Origin of the sequence: Cellulomonas humilata, from assembly GCF_013359775.1 — a bacterium.
Taxonomy (GTDB): Bacteria; Actinomycetota; Actinomycetes; order Actinomycetales; family Cellulomonadaceae; genus Cellulomonas; species Cellulomonas humilata.
Map to the genome: position 1 here is coordinate 20777 of NZ_JABMCI010000062.1, position 21809 is coordinate 42585.

General features: G+C 74.5%; 22 protein-coding genes. 4 read left to right on the plus strand and 18 right to left on the minus strand.

The annotated features are described in order from the left end of the window. Positions 1-121: 121 nt before the first annotated feature. From pheT to infC, 7 genes are all read right to left on the minus strand, one after another. Complete coding sequence (pheT, locus tag HP550_RS08980; protein ID WP_175347359.1) at positions 122-2680, minus strand: phenylalanine--tRNA ligase subunit beta; 2559 nt, start codon at positions 2678-2680, stop codon at positions 122-124. Then, the gene (gene pheS, locus HP550_RS08985; RefSeq protein WP_175347360.1) at positions 2680-3723 is read right to left on the minus strand and encodes a phenylalanine--tRNA ligase subunit alpha; all 1044 of its coding nucleotides are present in this window, start codon (positions 3721-3723) and stop codon (positions 2680-2682) included. Before pheS ends, pheT begins: the two co-directional genes overlap by 1 nt. A gap of 243 nt (positions 3724-3966) precedes the next feature. Next, on the minus strand, positions 3967-4608 hold the full coding sequence (gene thpR, locus HP550_RS08990; RefSeq protein ID WP_175347361.1) for an RNA 2',3'-cyclic phosphodiesterase: 642 nt from the start codon (positions 4606-4608) through the stop codon (positions 3967-3969). Continuing rightward, positions 4605-5429, minus strand: coding sequence for a TrmH family RNA methyltransferase (locus tag HP550_RS08995; RefSeq protein ID WP_343048074.1), 825 nt, complete (start codon positions 5427-5429; stop codon positions 4605-4607). Before HP550_RS08995 ends, thpR begins: the two co-directional genes overlap by 4 nt. A gap of 132 nt (positions 5430-5561) precedes the next feature. Next, complete coding sequence (gene rplT, locus HP550_RS09000) at positions 5562-5945, minus strand: 50S ribosomal protein L20 (protein ID WP_175347362.1); 384 nt, start codon at positions 5943-5945, stop codon at positions 5562-5564. 63 nt (positions 5946-6008) lie between these two features. Then, positions 6009-6203, minus strand: a complete 195-nt coding sequence (gene rpmI, locus HP550_RS09005) for a 50S ribosomal protein L35 (RefSeq protein ID WP_056093494.1) — start codon at positions 6201-6203, stop codon at positions 6009-6011. Positions 6204-6298: 95 nt separating this feature from the next. Continuing rightward, positions 6299-7459: a translation initiation factor IF-3 gene (gene infC, locus HP550_RS23025; protein WP_175347517.1), complete on the minus strand. Its 1161-nt coding sequence runs from the start codon at positions 7457-7459 to the stop codon at positions 6299-6301. Positions 7460-7866: 407 nt separating this feature from the next. Here infC and HP550_RS09015 point away from each other — a divergent pair, with 407 nt between their 5' ends. The 4 genes from HP550_RS09015 to HP550_RS09030 are packed head-to-tail and all read left to right on the plus strand — an operon-like array spanning position 7867 to position 10124. Next, the gene (locus tag HP550_RS09015; protein ID WP_175347363.1) at positions 7867-8226 is read left to right on the plus strand and encodes a DUF1844 domain-containing protein; all 360 of its coding nucleotides are present in this window, start codon (positions 7867-7869) and stop codon (positions 8224-8226) included. 60 nt (positions 8227-8286) lie between these two features. Next, positions 8287-8961, plus strand: coding sequence for an efflux RND transporter periplasmic adaptor subunit (locus HP550_RS09020; RefSeq protein ID WP_246280723.1), 675 nt, complete (start codon positions 8287-8289; stop codon positions 8959-8961). Beyond that, positions 8958-9701 (plus strand): S1 family peptidase, encoded by a 744-nt coding sequence (locus HP550_RS09025; RefSeq protein WP_175347364.1) that lies wholly within the window; start codon positions 8958-8960, stop codon positions 9699-9701. Before HP550_RS09020 ends, HP550_RS09025 begins: the two co-directional genes overlap by 4 nt. 21 nt (positions 9702-9722) lie before the next feature. Beyond that, positions 9723-10124: a spore germination protein GerW family protein gene (locus tag HP550_RS09030; protein WP_175347365.1), complete on the plus strand. Its 402-nt coding sequence runs from the start codon at positions 9723-9725 to the stop codon at positions 10122-10124. Here the strand turns inward: HP550_RS09030 and HP550_RS09035 are convergent. From HP550_RS09035 to hisD, 11 genes are all read right to left on the minus strand, one after another. Continuing rightward, a complete protein-coding gene (locus HP550_RS09035) occupies positions 10121-10852 on the minus strand; it encodes an SseB family protein (protein WP_175347366.1) in 732 nt (243 codons plus the stop codon). The genes HP550_RS09030 and HP550_RS09035 overlap by 4 nt on opposite strands. After that, positions 10849-11589, minus strand: a complete 741-nt coding sequence (gene priA / locus HP550_RS09040; RefSeq protein WP_175347367.1) for a bifunctional 1-(5-phosphoribosyl)-5-((5-phosphoribosylamino)methylideneamino)imidazole-4-carboxamide isomerase/phosphoribosylanthranilate isomerase PriA — start codon at positions 11587-11589, stop codon at positions 10849-10851. Before priA ends, HP550_RS09035 begins: the two co-directional genes overlap by 4 nt. Beyond that, positions 11586-12254, minus strand: a complete 669-nt coding sequence (locus HP550_RS09045; RefSeq protein WP_175347368.1) for a type 1 glutamine amidotransferase family protein — start codon at positions 12252-12254, stop codon at positions 11586-11588. Before HP550_RS09045 ends, priA begins: the two co-directional genes overlap by 4 nt. A 79-nt stretch (positions 12255-12333) precedes the next feature. After that, a complete protein-coding gene (locus HP550_RS22275) occupies positions 12334-13500 on the minus strand; it encodes a GH12 family glycosyl hydrolase domain-containing protein (protein ID WP_175347369.1) in 1167 nt (388 codons plus the stop codon). A 62-nt stretch (positions 13501-13562) separates the two neighbouring features. Then, a complete protein-coding gene (locus HP550_RS09055; RefSeq protein ID WP_175347370.1) occupies positions 13563-14045 on the minus strand; it encodes a hypothetical protein in 483 nt (160 codons plus the stop codon). Then, positions 14042-14656, minus strand: coding sequence for an imidazoleglycerol-phosphate dehydratase HisB (gene hisB, locus HP550_RS09060; RefSeq protein ID WP_057212278.1), 615 nt, complete (start codon positions 14654-14656; stop codon positions 14042-14044). Before hisB ends, HP550_RS09055 begins: the two co-directional genes overlap by 4 nt. A gap of 50 nt (positions 14657-14706) precedes the next feature. Further along, complete coding sequence (locus HP550_RS09065) at positions 14707-15822, minus strand: histidinol-phosphate transaminase (RefSeq protein ID WP_175347371.1); 1116 nt, start codon at positions 15820-15822, stop codon at positions 14707-14709. A gap of 9 nt (positions 15823-15831) precedes the next feature. Continuing rightward, positions 15832-16794 (minus strand): NAD-dependent epimerase/dehydratase family protein, encoded by a 963-nt coding sequence (locus tag HP550_RS09070; RefSeq protein ID WP_175347519.1) that lies wholly within the window; start codon positions 16792-16794, stop codon positions 15832-15834. Between the two features lie 29 nt (positions 16795-16823). Continuing rightward, complete coding sequence (locus HP550_RS09075) at positions 16824-19376, minus strand: alpha/beta fold hydrolase (RefSeq protein WP_343048076.1); 2553 nt, start codon at positions 19374-19376, stop codon at positions 16824-16826. Next, complete coding sequence (locus HP550_RS09080) at positions 19373-20395, minus strand: 3-oxoacyl-ACP synthase III (protein WP_175347372.1); 1023 nt, start codon at positions 20393-20395, stop codon at positions 19373-19375. Before HP550_RS09080 ends, HP550_RS09075 begins: the two co-directional genes overlap by 4 nt. 58 nt (positions 20396-20453) lie before the next feature. Next, positions 20454-21776 (minus strand): histidinol dehydrogenase, encoded by a 1323-nt coding sequence (hisD, locus tag HP550_RS09085; protein ID WP_175347373.1) that lies wholly within the window; start codon positions 21774-21776, stop codon positions 20454-20456. Between the last annotated feature and the right edge of the window lie 33 nt (positions 21777-21809).

Sequence of the window (21809 nt, forward strand, 5' to 3'; positions counted from 1 at the left end):
CTGTTCGCCCGAACCGTGGCAACTACTCCCCGGTAACTATTGGGTGAACTCATCCGACGACTTGCACGGACGACGAAACCCCCACCGATCGTGAGGTCGGCGGGGGTCCGGTCGTCGGTGCTCAGGCGCGGAGCGTCGCCCCGAACCTCCGGTGCGCCTCGGCCACCACGGCCTCGCGGACCTCCGCCGCCTCCTGCGCCGTGAGGGTCCGGTCGTCGGCACGCAGCCGCAGCGAGAACGCGAGCGACCTGCGGTCCTCGCCCACCTGGGACCCGGTGTACACGTCGAACAGCCGGACCTCCTCGACCACGTCCCCGGCCGGGCTCGACGCGGCACCCACGCGTACGGCGTCGAGCACCGCGGCGGCGGGCACGGCGGCGTCGACGACGAGGGCGACGTCCTCCTTGGCCACGGGGAACGTCGACACCGGCTCGGCCTGGAGCGGCTCCGGCGAGGCCGCCGCCAGCAGCACGTCCAGGTCCAGCTCGAATGCTGCGGCACGCGCGGGCAGGCCGAGCCCGGTCACGACCGTGGGGTGCAGCTCGCCGGCGTGACCGACGAGCACGCCGTCGAGCGTGGTCAGCCGCGCACAGCGGCCGGGGTGCCACGGGGCGTGGTCGGGGTCGGCCGACGCGACCAGCTCCACCCCGACCACGTCCGCGACGAGCCGGGCGGCCGCGATCGCGTCGGTGTGGTCGGCGCGACGACCGGTCCCCCACCAGCCGGCGGGCTCCCGCTGGCCCGCGAGGACCCCGGCGACCCGGCGCGGCTGCGGCGGCACCGCGGCGTCGATCGCCGCGAGCTGCGCGTCGGACGGACGCACCCCGCCGGGAAGCCGGGGCGCCGCGGGCGCGTCGGCGACCGGCCGGGTGACCAGTCCCAGCTCGAAGATCGCCACGTCGCTCGCGCCACGGCCCACGTTGCGGCGTGCGGTGTCGAGCAGCGTCACCAGCAGGTTGGTCCGCAGGAACGGCTGCTCGTCGGAGAGCGGGTTGACCAGCCGGACCGCGCGGCGGCGGTCGTCGTCGGCGGGCAGCCGGAGCGCGTCCAGCTGCTCGGTGCCCACGAACGGGTAGCTGAGCACCTCGACCAGGCCGGACTCGGCCAGGGCGCGGGCGACCGAGCGCCTCGTCCGCTGACCGGCCGTCAGACCCGCGCCCGGGGGCGCCGGCGGCACGATCGACGGGATCGCGTCGTACCCGCGCAGGCGGGCGACCTCCTCGACCAGGTCGACCCCGACGAGCAGGTCGGGCCGCCACGACGGTGCCTGCACGCGCGCGGTGCCCGGCGCCGTGTCGCTGACCTCGCACCCGATCGACACCAGAGTCTCGCGCACCTCGTCGGGCGTGTACGGGACGCCGACGAGCCGACCGGGCAGGTCCAGCGCCAGGTCGAACGCCGGCACGGGCACGCGGCGGTCGACGTCGGTGAGCTCACCCGCGACACCGCCGCCGTGCTCCACCAGCAGCGCGACCGTCCGCGCGACCGCCACGGGAGGCAGCGCGGGGTCGGCACCGCGCTCGAACCGCTTGGCCGCCTCGCTGGGCAGCTTGTGCCGCCGGGCCGTGCGCGCGACCGTGATCGGGTCGAAGTGCGCGGCCTCGATGAGCAGGTCGGTCGTCCCCTCGCCCACCTCGGTGTCCCCTCCGCCCATGACCGCGGCGAGCCCGATCGGTCGCGAGGCACGCGCACCGTCCGGGCTGTCGGTGATGAGCAGGTCCTCGGGGTCCAGCACCCGCTCGACGTCGTCGAGGGTCCGGATCTTCTCGCCGGGGTTCGCGCGCCGGACGACGATCGGCTCGGCCAGGTGCGCCAGGTCGTACGCGTGCAGCGGCTGACCCAGGTCGAGCATGACGTAGTTGGTCACGTCGACGGCCAGGCTGATCGGACGCATGCCGGCCTGCTGGAGCCGACGCTGCATCCACGACGGCGACGGGTCGTTGGCCCGCACGCCACGCACGATCTGCGCGACGAACCGGTCGGCCCCGGGCACACCGTGGATCGGGGCGTCGTCGTCGATCTCGACCGCGAAGCCGCCGCCCGCGGGACGCTCGTCGCCCGTCGGCAGCCCACGGTCGGTGAACGCCGCGCCCGTCGACAGGCCGTACTCGCGCGCGACACCCCGCATCGAGAAGCAGTACCCGCGATCGGGTGTCACGTTGATCTCGAGCACCTCCTCGCCGAGGCCGAGCAGCTCGCGCGCGTCCGTGCCGACGGGTGCGTCGAGCCCGAGGGTGGACAGCACGATGATCCCGGCGTGGTCGTCGCCCAGGCCCAGCTCGCGCGCGGAGCAGATCATGCCGTCGGACACGTGCCCGTACGTCTTGCGCGACGCGATCGCGAACGGCCCGGGCAGGACCGCGCCGGGGAGCGCGACGACCACCCGGTCGCCGACGGCGAAGTTGTGCGCACCGCAGACGATGCCGCGGGGGTCGCCGCCGGGCTCGTTGTGCTCCGGGCCGACGTCCACCCGGCACCAGTTGATCGTCTTGCCGTTCTTCTGCGGCTCCGGCGTCAGCTCCACCACCTGGCCGACGACCAGCGGACCGGTCACGGCGGCGGGGTGGATGGCCTCCTCCTCGAGCCCGACGCGGACCAGGTCCGCCGCCAGCTGCTCGGCGGTGAGGTCCGCGGGGAGCTCGACGTGCTCGGCGAGCCACGTCAGGGGGATGCGCGGCATCAGATCTCCGTCCCGAACTGGGCGGAGAAGCGGATGTCGCCCTCCACCATGTCGTGCATGTCGGCGATGCCGTGGCGCAGCATCAGGGTGCGCTCGATGCCCATGCCGAACGCGAAGCCGGAGTAGACCTCGGGGTCCACCCCGCAGGCCCGGAGCACGTGCGGGTTGACCATGCCGCAGCCGCCCCACTCGATCCAGCCGGCGCCGCCCTTCTTCTGCGGGAACCAGAGGTCCATCTCCGCACTGGGCTCGGTGAACGGGAAGAACGACGGCCGCAGTCGCGTGCGGGCCTCGGGACCGAAGATCGCCTGCGCGAAGTGGTCCAGCGTCCCCTTGAGGTGCGCCATGGTCAGCCCCTTGTCCACCGCGAGTCCCTCGACCTGGTGGAAGACAGGGGTGTGCGTCGCGTCCAGCTCGTCGGTGCGGAACACCTTGCCGGGGCACGCGATGTAGACCGGGAGGTCCCGCTCGAGCAGCGTCCGGGCCTGCACCGGCGATGTGTGCGTACGCAGGACCAGGCCGGGACTCTCGACGAAGAACGTGTCCTGCATCTGCCGGGCGGGGTGGTCGACGCCGAAGTTGAGCGCGTCGAAGTTGAACCACTCCGCCTCGAGCTCGGGGCCCTCGGCGATCTCCCAGCCCATCGAGACGAAGATGTCGGCGATCCGCTCCGACAGCGTCTCCAACGGGTGCCGTGCGCCTCGGGGGTACCGGTCGGTGGGCAGAGTGACGTCGACGGACTCCTCCACCAGGACGCGCTCGTCACGCTCGGTCTCGAGCTGCACCTGGCGCTCGGCGAGCGCGCTCGCCAGGCGTCCCTTGGCCCGGCCGAGCAGCTTGCCGGCGGTGGCCTTGTCGGCCGGCGCGAGACCGCCGATGGAGCGGTTGGCCAGCGCGATCGGGCTGCGCTCGCCCACGTGCTCGAGGCGGGCGGTCTTCAGGGCGTCGAGGTCGGTCGCGGCCGCGAGGGCCTTGAGCGCGTCCTCGACGGCGGACTCGATGCCGGGGGCGTCGAGCGGGGACAGGGCGGTGTCGTCGGACATCCTGGCCTTCCGGTGCAGGTTCTGGGCGGCCGGCACGGAGCACGGCCGTGGCCAGGGCGCACGAGCACCCGGCCAGCGGACAAGTCTAGAGGCGCCCGATCCGGGTCAGCGCGGCCGGTCCGGTGACGGACGGCCTGCTCAGATGCGCGTCAGCGGCGCGGCCCGGGTACGGGCCCGGGAAATCGGCGACCACCGGCCACCTGCGCACGCGCTGTCATGCCGGTCATCCTGCCACGGTCCCCGCTACGGTCCGAGCGGAAACGTCGCGACGCGCTCGTACAGCGGTCCCCCGCCGCGTCCGGCTCCCGGACGCGAGGACACGAGGTGCAGCTCGTCGACGAGCCACCGCGGCCCCTCGTACACGGCGAGCGCGCGCACGAGCGCCGCGGCGACGTCCCCGTCGTCCATGGCCTGCGCGTCGGGTCGTGCGCCGGGCCGGTCCGGGCGCGACGAGCGCCGCCGGGTCGGCCGGCTGCCGGGGCGGACCCGGCCGATCGTCAGGTGCGGGCGGTCGCGCGGCCGGTTGTCCGTGAGACCGCCCGCCGACTCCCCCGCCTCGACACAGCCGCGGCCCACGACGCGCTGCGAGTCCAGGTCCCCCGCCACACCCACCCACAGGGTCCGGTGCGCGAAGACCCCGGCGCCTCGCAGGCCCAGCTCGTACGGCTCGACGCCGGCGGCGACCTTCGCCAGGTCCGCCACCAGACCCGGACGCGCCCCGTCCGGGAGCTCCCCGTAGAACGCGATCGTCAGGTGCCACGTCTCGCGCGCAGACCAGCGCACCGCCGACGACATCCCCGACGGCGCTCCCCGCACCGAGGCCAGCGCCAGGTCCAGGTGGTCGAGGACGTCCTCGGGCGGCCACACCGCCGCGAACAGCCTCATCGTTGCGCCCGCGAGCTCGCGTAGAGGCAGACGGTCGCCGCGGTCGCGAGGTTGAGCGACTCCGCCCGCCCGCGGATGGGCACCCGGACGACGGCGTCGGCCAGCGCCCGGTCCTCGTCGCGCAGGCCCCAGGCCTCGTTGCCGAACACCCACGCCGTCGGGCGCGACAGGTCCGGGACGCCGTCCTCCGCGGAGCCGGCCACGTCGAGCAGGTCGTCCAGGTCGAAGGTGCCGATCCCGTCCGCCGCCAGGACCAGCAGCCCCGACGCGCGCAGGGCCGACGCCGTCGTCGCCAGGTCCGCCCCGGTGACGACCGGCAGGTGGAACAGCGACCCGGCGGTCGAGCGGACCACCTTGGGGTTGTGCACGTCGACGCTCTCGTCGGTGAGCACCGCGGCATCGGCGCCGGCGGCGTCGGCCGCCCGGATCACTGAGCCCGCGTTCCCGGGGTCGCGGACGTGCGCGAGGACCGCCACCAGCGTGGGCGCGCCGGCGATCACCGACTCCAGCGTGTGCCCCACCAACGACGCCACGGCGACCACCTGCTGCCCGTCCGGGCTCATCGCGTCGAGCACCTCGGCCGTGCCCTCGTGCACCCGGATGGACCGGTCGCGCGCCGCGCCGACGATCTCCGGGTACCGCCGCGCCGACTCCCCCGTGACGTACAGGTCGTGCACGTCCGCCGCCAGGACCGCCTCCCGCACGGCCTGCGGCCCCTCCACGACGAACCGCCCGACGCGCTGCCGCACCGAGCGCCCCGCCAGCGCGCGCACCGCCTTGACCCGCTCGGCGCGGGGGTTGGTCAGGATCTCGTCGGTCACGGGGACATCATGCCCGGGCACGACGAAGCCCCCGGTGAGCCGAGGGGCTCCGGGGGCTCCGGGTGCACCGAGCCGACGCCCGGCCCCGCGGCGGCGGGGCGATCGGGCGGTCGGCTCAGCAGCGGTCGAGGGTCACGCAGCCTTCGGCGCGTTGACGTCCTCGGGCAGGGCGGCCTTCGCGGCGTTGACGAGCGTCACGAACGTCGCGGCGTCGTTCACGGCGAGGTCGGCCAGCACGCGGCGGTCCACCTCGATGCCGGCGAGCTTGAGGCCCTGGATGAGGCGGTTGTAGGTCAGGCCCTGCTCGCGGGACGCAGCGTTGATGCGCTGGATCCACAGCTTGCGGAAGTCCTGCTTGCGCACCTTGCGGTCGCGGTACGCGTAGACGAGGGAGTGGGTGACCTGCTCCTTCGCCTTCCGGTACAGACGAGACCGCTGACCGCGGTAGCCCGCAGCGCGCTCGAGGGTTGTACGGCGCTTCTTCTGGGCGTTGACCGCCCGCTTCACGCGTGCCACGTGATGCTCCTTGCTTGTCTCAGGCTCGGGCCGAGTGACCGGGGCGCAGCAGCGCCCCCAGGGTCACTTACCGAGCAGCTTCTTGATGCGGGGGGCGTCGGCAGGGGAGACGACGAGGTCGCCGGCGAGGCGGCGGGTGCGACGGCTCGACTTGTGCTCGAGCAGGTGGCGACCGCCGGCCTGCTCACGCATGACCTTGCCGGTCCCGGTGACCCGGAAGCGCTTCTTGGCACCGGAGTGCGTCTTGTTCTTCGGCATGGCTGCCGTGTCTCCTTGTCGTTCACATCGCACGGGTTCGTACGACTTGTCTGGTGCGGTCCGACCGGGGGGCCGGGCCGTCCGTTCGTGCTGGTTCAGCTGGCCTCTTCCGAGGCCGTCGTGCTGGTCTGTGCCTTCGCCGGACCGGCCGGACCTGGCCGGGGCGCGGGCCTCGGGGTTCCGGTCGGCTTCGGCGTGGCGGGCTTCGGCGTCGCAGCCTTCGGCGCGGCCGCGGGGGCTGCGGCCGGAGCCTGGACGGCGGGCGTCGCCGGCTTGGTTGCAGCGGCCGGCCGGGGGGCCGACGCTGCGGGGCGAGCAGCCGCGGCAGGACGCGGAGTCGTCGCACGGGGTGCGGCGGCGGGCGTCGAGCGCGGTGCGGCCGGACGCGAGGCGGCCGGCCGGGGAGCAGACGCGGCCGGGCGAGGAGCTGCCGGCGCGGCCGCGGGCTTCTCGACGACGGGCGCCTCGACCACGGCGGGCGTCTCGACAGCGGCCGGAGTCTCGACCACAGCGGGCGTCTCGGCAGCAGCCGGCGACTCCGCGGGGGTCTCGACGGGAGCAGGAGCCTCGACGGCTGCGGGCGCCTCGACGACGGCCGGAGCCTCGACGGGAGCAGGTGCCTCGACGGCGGGCTCGGCCGCGCCGGGGTTCGCCGCGGCAGCAGCCGCAGCGGCAGCGGCAGCAGCGTTCTGCTCACGGGCCGCCGCAGCCTGCGCCGCACGGCGCTGCTCCAGCTTCTGGTCGGCCTTCTTCTTCATCGGGCCGAGCACCATGATCATGTTGCGCCCGTCCTGCTTGGGCATGCTCTCGATGAAGCCGAGCTCGGACACGTCGTCCGCGAGCCGCTGGAGCAGGCGCACGCCCATCTCGGGGCGCGACTGCTCACGGCCGCGGAACATGATCATGACCTTGACCTTGTCGCCGGCCGTGAGGAACCGCTCGACGTGGCCCTTCTTGGTGCCGTAGTCGTGCGGGTCGATCTTCAGCCGGAAACGGATCTCCTTGAGGACCGTGTTCGTCTGGTTCCGCCGGGCCTCACGGGCCTTCATGTCTGCTTCGTACTTGAACTTGCCGTAGTCCATGATCTTGCAGACAGGCGGACGAGCGTCAGGTGCCACCTCGACGAGGTCGAGGTCGGCGTCCTGGGCCAGGCGCAAGGCGTCCTCCACGCGGACGATGCCGACCTGCTCGCCGTTGGGGCCGACCAGGCGGACCTCGGCGACGCGGATCCGATCGTTGATGCGGGGCTCGCTGATGTGGTGCTCCTCGGGTTCGTCGTGGGCGACCGCCGGGAACGAGGAAGGCCCCCGTCCTGGTCACAGGAGGAGGCCTCGAGGTCCGCGGTGACCACGGCCGGAGCCATGCTCACGCCCCCGGGAGCGGCTGGCGCCGTCCGGTGCGGACTGTGACCCGGTCTCTGTCGTCGATGCGCATCCAACGCACCGAACGGTCGAGGCCCAGGTGGGAGGAACTCCACTTGTGCCCCTGGTCCGCAGCCGCCGGATCTCCCGGGATCACTCCCGAGAGCAGCGGGCCACAGCCCAGGTCAGTCGACTAGCAAGACTACCAGAGATGGGCGCTCCCCCCGAACCGGCAGGGACGGGACCAGCGCACGACGGGACCGGGCGCAGGACGGGCAGGGACCCGATGAGAGGATCGGGCCATGAGCGAGAGCACCGACCCCACGGCCGCAGCCACCCGCGACATCGCGGACGTCGCCGCCGTCGAGGTCATCACCACCGCGGCCGTCCACCTCATGAGCGCGGCCGCGGTCAAGTGCGGCCTGGCGGAGGACGGTCCCCGCGGAGCGGGCGCCGACTTCCTCGACCTGGACGAGGCCCGCAAGCTCATCACGGCGCTCGCCGCCCTGGTGACGGCCTCCGCGCCGGACATCGGCAACCAGCACGCCCGCTCCCTGCGCGACGGCCTGCGCTCGCTCCAGCTGGCCTTCCGCGAGGCCTCGCCGTTCCCTGACGCCCCCGGCGAGGGGCCGGGCGAGAAGTTCACCGGTTCTGTCGTCTGAGGTCGCGCCCGGCCGGCGGACTGTCCCCGGCGCCACAGCCTCGACTCCTATCCTGGGCGGATGCTGCCCGACGACCCTCGCGCGCGCGACACCCCCGTCGTCGCGGACCCACCGGTGACCGAGCTCATCCCGGCGCACCCATCCACGCCGGTGCCCGACCCTGCGACCTCGTTCCCGGCAGACCAGGGCCACCCCGTCGCTCCCCCGGCACCCCGGCGTCGGCGTCCCCGTGCCGCGACCGTCGTGCTCGCGGTCCTGCTCGTCGCCGCGCTGGTGGCCTCGGGCCTGGTCCTGTCGCGGATGTTCGCGACGAACGAGGCGTGGCAGGCCTCGACGCAGGAGTGGGAGACGCTCGCGCGCTCGACGGGCGAGCAGCTGGCCGCGTCGCAGGCCGACCTCGAGGCCACGCAGGCTGAGCTCGATGCCATCAGCGCGCAGCTGACCACCGCCCAGGAGCGGATCACCCAGCTGGCGGACGAGAAGGCGCAGCTCGGGGACACGAGCGCGTCGCAGCAGCAGCTCGCGGACTACCAGTCGCGGGTGTCGCAGGCCGCGGGGCAGGTGGCCACCGCACTGGCCAGCTGCGTCGACGGTCAGCAGCGGCTCATCGGCTACCTCCAGAACTCGTCCCAGTACGACCCCGACGACCTCGAGCGGTTCACCTCCGACGTGCAGACGGTGTGCGCCAGGGCCACCGACGCCAACGCGGCGCTCCAGCGCGAGCTCGACCGATGACACGACGCGCGGTGCTGGTCGGCTGCACCGGCGGCGTCGTCGCGCTCGTGGTGCTCGCCGGCGGGTGCAGCATGCTACCGGCCGTGCCCGACCCGGTGCCGACGAGCGTCGTGCCCAGCGACCTGCCGCAGCAGACCCCCACCTCGAGCGGCAACCTGTCCCCCGACGGGTTCGACTCCGCGCAGCGGATGGCCGTGCGGATCCGGAACATCGGCTGCGGCACGCTGTCGACCGGGTCGGGCTTCGCGCTCGACGACCACACGCTGGTGACCAACCGCCACGTGGTCACGGACTCCTCCACCCTCCAGCTCAGCACGTACGACGGCCGGGACCTGACCGCTGCCGCGGCGAGCACCGCGGACCTCGCCGACCTGGCGATCGTGCGCACCGAGGACGCCCTGCCGGCCGCGCCCGAGCTGGCGGCGGCCGACCCGGCGATCGGCGACACAGTGACCGTGGTCGGCTACCCGCTCGGGCGCGCGCTCACCGTGACCACCGGGCACGTGGTCTCCAGCCAGACCGACCCGCTCAACGAGAACCTGGGCGAGGTGCTGGTCACCGACGCCCCGGTGGAGCCCGGCAGCTCCGGGTCGGCGGTGCTGGACAGCGACGGTCGCGTGGTCGGGGTGGTGTACGCGAAGGACTCGAAGGGGCACAGTTTTGTCGTACCCGTGAGCACGCTCCGCTCGATGCTCGAGGACGAGGCGTCGTTCACACCGACCGCCCCCTGCACGGGCTGACCAGATCCTCGGAGGACTCCCATGGCACTCCCGCACTTCGACCCCGCCGACGTCACGCGGGCCGTGAACGACACCCTCACCGTGCGACGCGTGTTCGGGGAGGCGTACGAGCGCGAAGGAACGCTCGTCATCCCCGTCGCCCGCGTCTGGGGCGCGACGGGTTCCGGCTCGGGCTCGGGCGAGGTGGGCGCACGCGCCGAGGCCGCCGAGAGCGAGGACGTCCCTGCCGGCGTCCAGCAGGGGCACGGCGGGGGCGGCGGGTACGGCGTGCACGTCAAGGCCGTGGGCGTCTTCGTCGTCGACGGGTCCGGCGCGCACTGGCAGCCGGCGCTCGACCTCAACCGGGTGATCCTCGGCGGTCAGATCGTGGGCGCCGTGGTGCTCAGCGCGCTCGCGCTCGCCTGGGCGGTCAAGCGTCGCTAGCGGGCACCACGCGGACGCAGCTCGAGCGAGTCGACCCGCGTCGCCACCAGCTCCACGCCCGCCAGCGCGGCGTTGACCTGCGCGAGCACCGCGTCCAGCCCTGCCCGGTCGAGCCCGGGGACGAGCTCGACGACCACCGCCACCTCGGCGCGCGTCCCGGTTACGGCATCGACGGCCACCACGCCGGCCACCGGGGCGACCGCGGCCGAGATCGCCTCGCGGACCTCGGGGTCGACGACCCCGGCGGTCACGGCCGGTCGCCACCGCTCCCCCTGCGCGAGGGCCCAGACGGCGGGGCGGGGGACGAGCACGGTCGTCGGACCTCCCGGGTCGACGACGAGCACCTCCCACCCCTCGGTCACGGCGGACAGTGCCGCGCGGGCGACGTCGGACGGCACGGGTCGGGCGTCCGGGCGCCACGCGGCCATCGTCGCGACCGAGGTGAACACGGGCAGCGCCGTGCGGCCGTCGGGCGCCCGGAGCGCGACGATCCCCGCGGACGCCTCCTTGTCCACCGTGTGCGCGTGCCCGTCGTGCACGACCGTGTCCTCGACCTCGAGCTCGGCCAGCACAGGCACGAGCACGCGGGTACCCGCGAGGGCGTCGACGACCGCGGCGACGGTGCCGGCACCGGTGGCCAGGGCCTCGAGCGCGGTCGCGACCGCCGGGTCGGCGGTGCCGTCGTCCCCCGCGAACGGCGACGACGGGGGCAGCTCGCGTCCCGTCACGGGCGGCCGGCGACGTCCAGCGCCTCGGGCAGCGTGAACGCCCCCGCATACAGAGCCTTGCCGACGATCGCGCCCTCGACGCCGAGCGGGACCAGCGTCCGCAGCACCCGCAGGTCCTCCAGGCTGGACACCCCGCCGGACGCGATCACGGGCGCGTCCGTCCGCGCGCACATCTGCTCCAGCAGCTCGACGTTCGGGCCGTTGAGCATGCCGTCCTTGTTCACGTCGGTCACCACGTAGCGGGCGCAGCCGGCGTGCTCCAGTCGCGCCAGGACCTCCCAGAGGTCCCCACCCTCCTGCGTCCAGCCGCGGGCGGCCAGCGTGGTGCCGCGCACGTCGAGGCCGACCGCGATCTGCTCGCCGAACGAGCCGATTACCCGCGCCGTCCACTCGGGGTTCTCCAGCGCGGCGGTGCCGAGGTTGATCCGGGTCGCGCCCGTGCTGAGCGCGCGCTCGACGGAGGCGTCGTCGCGGATGCCGCCGGACAGCTCGACCTTGACGCCCTTGGCGACGAGCTCCGCGGTCACCTCGGCGAGCAGCGCCGCGTTGGACCCGCGTCCGAAGGCCGCGTCGAGGTCCACGAGGTGGATCCACTCCGCCCCGCCGGCGTGCCAGTCCAGCGCAGCGGACAGCGGGTCGCCGTAGCCGGTCTCGGTGCCGGCGGCTCCCTGGGTCAGCCGGACGGCCTGCCCGTCGGCGACGTCGACGGCGGGCAGCAGCTCGAGGCGGTCGGTCATGCGGTCACTCCGGGGTCGAGGGCGGTGGTGGGCAAGGACGAGACCCAGCGGGCGAGCACCTGCGCGCCGGCGTCGCCGGAGGACTCCGGGTGCACCTGGAGCGCGACGAGGGGGCCGTTCTCGACGGCGACGACGAACCGCTCGTCGCCGCGGGACCAGGTGACGAGCGGGACGACCAGGCGGGTGTCCGCGGGCCAGTGGTCGAGCAGGGGGAACGCGCGGGCGGCGTGCTCGAGGGCGACGTGGAACCGGGCGTCCTCGAGGCCGGTGAACAGCGCCGACCCGTCGGGCACCTCGACCTCGGCCGGGCCGGGCGGGGAGCCGACGGCGTCCACGACGCCGGCCCACTCCCCCAGACCCTCGGTCGCCGTGCCGTCCTGGACGACCTCCGCGAACATCACGTGCATCCCGACGCCGACCGCGAGGACCGCGCGGCCCCCGGCGAGCCGTCGGTCGACCACCTGGTCCGCGCCGATCGCCCGCAGTGCCGGCATCACGTCGGCCGCGCGGGCACGGCCGGCGATCACGAGACCGTCGGCCACGAGCGCGGCACGCTTGTCCGCCGTGACGGCCACGCGGGCGCCTGCCCCGGTCAACGCCTCCGCCAGCGGGGCGAGGTCGTCGGCGCCGTGGTCGAGCACGACGACGAAGGGCTGGGCAGGCACCGGACCACGGTACCCGCGGCGCCACCCGTCGACGGACGGGCGCCGGTCTGCGAGACGACCGGCGCCCGTCCGGCTGGGATCAGGAACCCGTGCAGGTGAGCGCGGGCGACCCGGGCGCGGACCCGTTCCCCACGAACCCGAACGTCGTCGACGCGCCCGCGCCGAGCAGACCGTTGTACGGCGCGTTCGCGACCGTCACCTGCGAGCCGCTCTGCGACGCCACACCGTTCCAGAGGTTGTTGATCGTCTGGCCCGACGGGAACGCCCAGCCGACCGACCAACGGCTCAGCATCGCGGAGCCGGTGTTCTTGACCGTGACCGCGCCCTGGAAGCCCCCCTGCCACGATCCCGTGACCGCGAGCGTCGCGGTGCAACCCGCGGGTCCGGAGGTCGGGGTGGCCGTCGGGGTCGGAGTCGGCGTCGGTGTGGGCGTCGGCGTGCTCGTCGGCGTCGGCTGCGTGCCGTCCGTCGTGACGGAGAAGCTGTTCAGGGTCAGACCGGCGCCGCCCACCCACGGCTCGAAGCCCGCCTGGATGCTGGTCAGGTACCAGCTGGTCGACCCCAGCCCGCGGCTGACGACGTCCTTCCAGAAGTCGTTCACCAGGAACGTGGCGGACGCGTTGGGCTGCTGACGCACGTAGGAGATGACGTTCCAGCCGCTGTTGCCCGACCACACGTCCCACGTCGCGCCGGCGATGGTCGCGGTGCCGATCTTCGAGCCGATCGGCTGGATGGGTCCGGCGTGGTTGAGCCAGACCATGAGCTCGGCGCCGTCGTTCTGCTGGGTGGTGGTCGTGGGCCGGGACCTGTGGAACCAGATGTCGTAGGCGGCGTCGTACGTCCCGCTGCTCGGGTACGTCATGCTCACGCTGGTCGAGACTGTGGCGAACCGCGGGTCGGACGCCTGCAGGCCGTTCGGGCTCAGGATGTTCCCGTTGGTGGTGCAGCTGGAGTAGTGGCAGCCGTAGTAGGCCGCCGGGTAGGACTTGGGGGCGCCGTTGGTGGCCGCCGAGCCGTCCGCCTGGGTGACGGTGAAGCCGGTCGACGAGACGTCGATGCACTGCGTGGCGCTGGTGCCCCACCGGTTGTTCATCACGGTGTAGCGACCGCCCTGGATGGGCGCGCTGCCCCACTGGTCGCACAGGACGGGTGCGGCCGAGGCGACCTGCGCGGCGGCGACCCCCGACATCCCGAGCAGGGAACAGAGCAGGGCGACGAGCGCGACGGTGCGGCTTCGGCGGTTCATGCCGGTCAGTCGACCACCCGCACGTGCCGCCCGCGACCGGCTAAGCGATTCCGTCTGTACCGCTACACCTGGCCGCGCCGGGCGATCGTGCGCATCGCCTGCCACCGGGACATGCCGACGCTGGTGACCATGCCCTCCACGTCGCCGGCCTGCACCGACCCGAGCAGCAGGTCCTCCAGCACCGGCGGCGCGTCCGAGAGCACGAGACCGGCAGGCAGGTCGTCGCCCCGCTCGCCCGCCGTCCAGCGCGACGCGGTGATCTGCCCCTCGCGGCGCTCCAGCAGGATCACGGGGATGGTCCGGAGCAGCTTCGAGATCGCCGCGGCGCCGTCCGAGGCGGCCTTCGGGTCACGCAGGGACGCGATCGCGCCGATGGGGGTCGGCACGACGTCGACCTCGACCTTGGCGATCGCGCACGCGGCCGCCAGCGGGGCCGGTGCGGCGACCTGGGTGATCACCAGCACGACCGACGGGTCTTCGGACGCGCCGTCGAGCAGGCCGGAGAGGTCGTCGGGCACCTCGAAGTCGTCGGGCAGGTCCGTCACAGCGCACCCTTCGTCGACGGGATGCCCTCCACGCGGGGATCGAGCGCCACGGCGAACCGCAGGGCACGCGCCAATGCCTTGAACTGCGCCTCGACGATGTGGTGCGGGTCGCGGCCCGCGAGCACGCGGACGTGGATGCTGAACGCGGCGTGGTGCGCGATCGACTCCAGCACGTGCCGGGTGAGCGACCCCGTGAAGTGGCCGCCGATCAGGTGGTACTCCTGCCCGGGGGGCTCGCCGGTGTGCACCAGGTAAGGCCGGCCGGAGACGTCGACGACGGCCTGCGCGAGCGCCTCGTCGAGCGGCACCGTGGCGTCGCCGAACCGCGAGATGCCCCGCTTGTCCCCCAGGGCCTCGCGCAGCGCCTCGCCGATGGTGATGGCGACGTCCTCGACCGTGTGGTGCGCGTCGATGTGCGTGTCGCCGGTGGCCTTCACGGTGAGGTCGATGAGCGAGTGCTTGCCCAGCGCGGTGAGCATGTGGTCGTAGAACGGCACGGTGGTCGAGATGTCGGTGCGGCCGGTGCCGTCCAGGTCGAGCTCGACCAGCACGCTCGACTCGCTCGTGGCGCGCTCGATGCGCGCGGTACGGCCACCGCTCTTGGGGCTCACTGCGCCTTCGCGCTCGTGAACCTGCGGGCGCTTCGCGCCCTCCGGAACACTCACAGTCCTGCCACCTCACTCAATGCGTCCTGGAACGCCACCATGTCCTGCGGGGTGCCGACCGACACCCGCAGCCACCCGTCGGGCCCGACCTCACGGATCAGGACCCCACGGTCGAGCAGACCCTGCCAGATCGCGTGCCGGTCGTCGAACAGGCCGAACAGGACGAAGTTCGCGTCGGACTCCGCCACGGTCAGCCCGCGCTCGCGCAGCCACACCACCAGGGCGTCGCGCTCGTCGCGCAGCGACCCCACCTGGGCCATCAGCGCCGGCGCGTGCCGGAGGGCGGCCCGGGCCACCGCCTGCGTCACCGCCGAGAGGTGGTACGGCAGGCGCACCACGCGCAGGGCGTCGACGAGGGCGGGCGCCGCGGCGAGGTAGCCGACTCGCGCGCCGGCCAGGCCGAACGCCTTGGACATGGTCCGGCTCACGGCGAGGTGCGGGTGGTCGGCCAGCAGCTCCAGCGCGGACGGCGTGCCCGCGCGGCGGAACTCGCCGTAGGCCTCGTCGACCACGACGACGCAGCCGCCCGGCACCGCGGCTGCGGCATCCAGCACCGCGAGCACCGTCTCGGCCGGCAGCGCGGTCCCCGTGGGGTTGTTGGGGCTGGCCAGCAGCACGACGGACGGGGCGTGCTCGGCGATCGCGGTGCGCGCCACGTCGGCGTCGAGCCCGAAGTCGGCCTCGCGGCGGCCCGCGACCCACCCCGTGAACGTGTCCCGGGCGTACTCGGGGTACATCGAGTAGGTCGGCGCGAACGACAGCACCGTGCGCCCCGGCCCACCGAAGGCCTGGAGGACGTGCAGCATGATCTCGTTCGACCCGTTGGCCGCCCAGACCTGCTCGGTGGCCAGCGCGACGCCGGACTCCACGTGCAGGTAGGCGGCGAGGTCCGCTCGGAGCGCCTCGAAGTCCCGGTCGGGGTAGCGGTTCAACCCCGCCGCCGCGTCCGCGACGGCTGCGGCGATGTCCGCCACCACCTCGGGCGACGGCGCGTACGGGTTCTCGTTGACGTTGAGCAGGTGCGGCACGTCCAGCTGGGGGGCGCCGTAGGGCTCGAGGCCGACGAGGTCGGGCCGCAGGGGAAGACGCCCGCGGGCGAGATCAGCAGTCACGTGCCGAGTCTAGGGAGCGGCCGCCGACGCCTGCCGCGCGGTCCACGCCGCCAGGCGCGCCAGGCCCTCGTCGAGGCTCACGCGGGGCGTCCAGCCGAGCGCCTCGCGCGTGCGGCGCTGGTCGAACCAGTGCGCGGTGGACAGCTGCTCGGCGACGAAGCGGGTCAGCGGCGGCTCACCGGGCAGCGGGAACGTGCGCCACGCGGCGTCGAGCACGGACCCCGCGCCGCGTGCCAGCGCCGCCGGGACGTGCCGTCGGGGCATCGGGACGCCCGCCGCGGCGCAGATCCCCGCCATCAGCTCCACCACCGGGCGCGGCTCACCGTTGGTGACGACGTACGCCTCGCCGTACGCCCTCGCGTCGGCCTCCAGCCCGGCCACGAGCGCGTCGACCGCGTTGTCCACGTACGTGGTGTCGATGAGCGCCGCTCCGTGGCCGAGCACCGGCAGCCGGCCCGCCCGCGCGCGGTCGACCACGCGACCCACCAGCTGGGTGTCCCCCGGCCCCCACACCACGTGCGGACGGACGGCGATCACGCGCAGCCCGCCGGGGACGTCCGCCGCGAGTGCGAGCAGCTCCGCGGCGGCTTTGGTCCGCGCGTACGGGCCGCGGGCGTGCGCGGGATCGGCCGGCGCGGCACCCGCACCGGCGAGCGACCGGCCGAGGTGGGCCACGGACGGCGACGAGACGTGCACGAACCGTCCGACGCCGGCCGCCCCAGCCTCCGCCAGCAGCAGGCGGGTGCCCTCGACGTTGACGTCCTCGAACTGTTCCGGGCGGCCGGTGATCCCCACCTTGGCCGCCAGGTGGACGACCGCCTCGCGGTCGCGGACGGCGGCACGCACCGCGTCCGGGTCCGTGACCGACCCCGCGACGTCCCGTGCGCCGACCACACCGGACCCGCTGCGCTGGAGGGTGCGCACGTCGTGACCGTCCGCCACCAGACGCTCCGCCACGGCCCGACCGAGCATCCCGCTCGCGCCGGTGACCAGCACGCGCGTCACAGCCGCGCCCGCTCCCCCGAGAGCACGCGCTCGGCCCAGGCCGCCACGCGGGACCGGTCGATCTTCGAGTTGTGCCGGACGTCCGTCGGCAGGTGCTCCACGACGAGCACGGCGGCGACGTCCGTGCCGGCGAGCGCGGCCCGCACCGCGGCGGCCAGGTCCGGCTCAGCAACGACCGGTCCGTGCGAGTAGACCTCGGGCTGGAGCACGACGACCACCTGCTGCGCCCCGCGGGGCCCGACGCCGACGACCGCCGCGGACACCACCCCGGCGACGCTCTGCGCCCTTTGCTCGAGCCCGACCGGGGTGCGGACGCCGTCGGCGGTGACGAGCACGTGCGCGAGCCGGCCCTCTATCCACAGCCGACCGTCGCCGTCCAGGTGGCCCACGTCCCCCGTGCGGTGCCACCCCGCGTCCCGCGCGGACTCCTGCTGCGTGAGCCAGAGCCCGTCGTACCGCTCCTTGACGTGCGCCGCGCTGACCAGCACCTCGCCGGTCACCCCGACAGCCTGCTCGGGAGCGCCCGTGGCCTCGCCGTCGGCGTCCAGGGCGCTGACCGTCACCCGGACCCCGGGCACCGGCCTGCCGACGCACACCCCGTCGCCGCTGCCGGCCGTGCGGAGCTCGTCGAGGGTCACGTCGGCGACGACGAGCGCCTCCGTCATGCCGTAGGGCGTGTGGACCTCGGCGGCGGGCAGGAGCGCGGCCGCCGCCTCGAGCAGGGGGACGCCGACCGGCGCGCCGGCCGACAGGAACAGCCGGACCCCGGCCAGGGCGGCGAGCTCCGACCCGTCCGCCGTGCGCACCACGGACCGCAGCGCGGCGGGCGACGCGAACACCACCGAGGCATCGACCGCGCGCACCGCCACGGCGAGCGCCCTGGCCGTGAGCGTCCCCGGCGCCGTGACGTCCATGTCCGGGCTCGCGCTCGTCGCGCCGAGCGCGGGTCCGAGCAGGACGAACGGCGCGAACGCCGCGACGAGCGGGCTGTCCGGGCCGACCCCGTACGTGCGGGCCACGACGTCGCGCATCGCGGCGAGGCGGCGGTGCGTGTAGGCGACGCCCTTCGCCGGTCCGGTGGAGCCGGAGGTGAACAGGATCGCGGCGTCCGCGTCGGCGTCGGGCCACGGGAGGTCGTCGGTCGACTCCCGTCCGAGGGCGGCGAGCTCGTCGAGGGACGCGCTCACCCCCAGCGCCGTCGCGACCCCCGCCCGCAGCGGCCCCGCGCTGACGAGCGTCGGCGCCCAGCGCAGCCACCGGGCCGCCACGAGCGCACGCTCGATCCCGATCACGACGGTCGGTTCCGCGGCGCGCACCGCCCGCGTCAGGCCCTGCACCCCGAGCCCTGCGTCGGCGACCACGACGACGGCCCCCAGGCGCAGGCACGCGTAGAGCACGGCCGTGAGGTCGGCGCCGGGCGGGACCAGCAGCGCGACCCGGTCGCCCGGTCGGACGCCGCTCGCGGCGAGGCCCCGGGCCAGCTGCTCGGTCCGGGCAGCGAGCGCTGCCCAGGTCACCCGGCGCGACCGCGGCCCGGCCAGCTCGATGAGCGCCGTGCCCTCGTCCTCGGCCCGCTCGACCAGCGTGGCGCCGAGCGCGCGGAACGGCTCGTGCGCCTCGACCGCCCGCGCGGGGGTGTCACGCGCGTCCAGCCAGCGCAGCACCGCGCCGGCGACGTCCGCGTCCTCGACGACCAGGTGGCCGGCACCCTCGAAGCGGTGCACGTCCGCGTGCGGGAGCCGGGTGCGCAGGTCCCGCAGGTACCGCGCCGAGAACACCGGGTCGCGAGGACCCCAGAGCAGCAGCGCAGGCACGTCGAGACGGCTCACGCCCTCGGCGATCCGGTCCAGCTCCGGCCGGCTGGGGTGGTCCGGTCCGGCCGGGATGTCGGTGACGAACCCGCCGATCCCCGCCCGGCGCTCCGCGGTCCGGTAGGGCGCGCGGTAGGCGTCGGCGACAGCCGCGTCCAGCCGGGGGTGTGCCAGCGCGAGCGTGGCCTCCAGGAACGCCGGTGTGGTGACGGTGCCGACCGGCAGGACGCCGGGCGCGGTGGCCACCCGCAGCGCGGTGGGCAACGGCTCGTCGGCGCTCTGGTGCACGGCCGTGTTGGTGAGCACGATCCCGGCGAGGAGGTCCGGGTGGTCGAGCGCCCAGCCGAGGCTGACGACGCCGCCCCAGTCGTGCCCCACGGTCACCACCGGCCCGGCCAGGCTCAGCTCGTCGGTCAGCGCCCCGAGCTCCGCCACCCGGTCGGCCAGCCGGTGCTGCTCGCCCGTGCGCTCGGAGAACCCCATCTCGAGCTGGTCGACGGCGATCACCCGCCACGGCCGCTCGGTGCGCGCACCGGCCGCGACCAGGCGCCGCCACAGGAACGACCACGTCGGGTTGCCGTGCACGCACAGCAGCGTGCCGACCGGCTCGGCGTCGAGCGTCGGCCCGTTGTCGAGCAGGTGCCAGGACCGGCCGCCCACGCGGACCACCCGCGACCAGCGCGGGTCGATGCCCCCGGCCGCGAGGACGTCCGCGGGCGGCGTCGACGCGGCGGTCACCAGACGATCTCGGCCATCGCGGTGTGCAGACCGGAGCCGACCCCCATGCACAGCACGCGGTCCCCCGTGCGCAGCGAGTCGCCCTGCTCGGCCAGCGTCATGGGCAGCGCGGCCGGGCCGACGTTGCCCCAGCGCGGGAAGGTCGTCGGCACCTTGGCCGCATCCAGCCCGAGCGCCTCGACGATCGACCGGGTGTGCACCGAGGAGACCTGGTGGGTGACGATGCGGTCGACGTCCGCCCAGCCCCACTCGGGCTGCGCCTCGTTCCACGCGTCGACGACCAGCTCCAGGCCCCCCGCCAGCAGGCCGCTCGGGTCCGTCCTCATCCCGTCGACGCCCCCGACGCAGAGCTCGTGGTGCTGCGTGGCCGACCGCGCCACGCCGCCGACCAGCCGGTGCGCCCCGGGGTGCAGGTGCGCGGGACCGAGCACAGCCGCGGCGGCGCCCGCACCGAGCGTGAGCGTGGCGAACTCCTCCAGGAACGACTCCCGGGTGGTCTCGGGCGAGGTCATCCGCGCGAGGGTCGCCTCCTGCGTGGGGCGCGGGTCCTCGCCGTTGACGATGACCGCGTAGCGGACCTGACCCGAGTCGATCAGCTGTGCCGCGAGCGTCATGCCGTTGACGAAGCCGAGGCACGCGTTGGTCAGGTCGAAGTTGAGCGCGCTCGACGGCAGCGCGAGCCCCGAGTGGATGCGCGACGCGACCGACGGCTCCAGGAACGTCCGGGTCACCGAGGTGTTGATGAGCAGGCCCACGTCGCCCGCGTCGATCCCGGCCTCGGCCAGCGCCTTGGCACCCGCGGCCGTCGCGGCGTCGTCGAAGGTCATCTCGCCGTCCCACCAGCGGCGCTCGTGCACGCCGGCAACGCGCGAGAGCAGGCCACGCGGCAGGCGCAGCCGCTCCAGCGTGGGCGCGAGGCGCTCGTCGAACACTGTCGAGGGCACCACGACCGGCGCCTCGATGCCGACCACGGCAAGGAGCGCGACATCGCGGTGGCGGAACGTCGCGTTGCCTGTCACAGGCTGTCCTCTCGACGGGGGCTGGGGTGGCGGGCACGCACGTGTGCGGTGGTCACGGTCAGAATCGGGCGCGCACCGCCTCGCCGTGCGCGGGGAGGCCTTCGGCGTCCGCGAGCGCAACGATCTTGTCCGCCACCGCGGCGAGCGAGTCGGCGTCGTACTCGATCACCTGCACGGCCCGCAGGAACGAGTGCACGCCGAGGCCGCTGGCGAAGTGCGCGCAGCCCCCGGTGGGAAGCACGTGGTTGGAGCCGGCCATGTAGTCGCCGAGCGAGACCGGGGAGTACGCACCGACGAAGATGGCGCCCGCGCTGGTCACCCGCTCCGCGAGCGCGGCCGCGCCGACCGTCTGGATCTCCAGGTGCTCGGCGCCGTACGCGTTGACCACCTCGAGGCCCTGCTCCAGGTCGTCGACCAGCACGATCGCCGACTGCTCGCCGCGCAGCGCGGTCATCACGCGCTCGCGGTGCTGCGTGGCGTCCACCCGGTCGATCAGCTTGGCCTCCACCGCACCGGCGAGCTCCACCGACGGGGTCACCAGCACGGCCGCAGCGAGCGGGTCGTGCTCGGCCTGCGAGACCAGGTCGGCGGCGACGTGCGTGGCGTCGGCGGTCCCGTCGGCCAGGATCGCGATCTCGGTGGGGCCGGCCTCGGCGTCGATGCCGACGATCCCCCGCACCAGCCGCTTGGCCGCGGCGACGTACACGTTGCCGGGTCCGGTCACGACGTCGACGGGCTCGCAGAGCGTCTCGCCGTCCACGTCGTCGGAGCCTGCCGCGCCGTAGGCGAACATCGCGACCGCCTGGGCGCCGCCCACGGCGTACACCTCGTCGATGTCCAGCAGGGCGCACGTGGCCAGCACGACCGGGTCGGGCAGGCCGCCCTGGTCCTTCTGCGGCGGCGACGCCACGGCGAGCGAGACCACCCCGGCGGCCTGCGCGGCGACGACGTTCATCACCACCGACGACGGGTAGACAGCGAGCCCACCGGGCACGTACAGCCCCACGCGCCGGACGGGGACCCAGCGCTGGCGCACCTGGGCGCCGGGCGCCAGCTCGACCGTGAAGTCGGCGGGCCGCTGGGCGCCGTGCACCTGGCGGACGCGCCGGATGGTCTCCTCGAGCGCCGCCCGCACGTCGGGATCGAGCACCCCGACCGAGGCGGCGATCGTCTCGACCGGGACGCGCAGGTGCACCGGGCGCACGCCGTCGAACCGCTCGGCGAGGTCTCGCAGCTCGGCCGCCCCCCGCTTGCGGACGTCGGCGAGGATGGGCGCGACGACCGCGGCGGCGTGCTCGACGTCGACCTCGGCACGGGGAAGCTCCTCCAGGAGCTCACGGCGCGACAGGGTGCGACCGCGCAGGTCGATCCGGGTGATCACGTTCCCGAGCATAGGACGGACCACTGCCCGTGG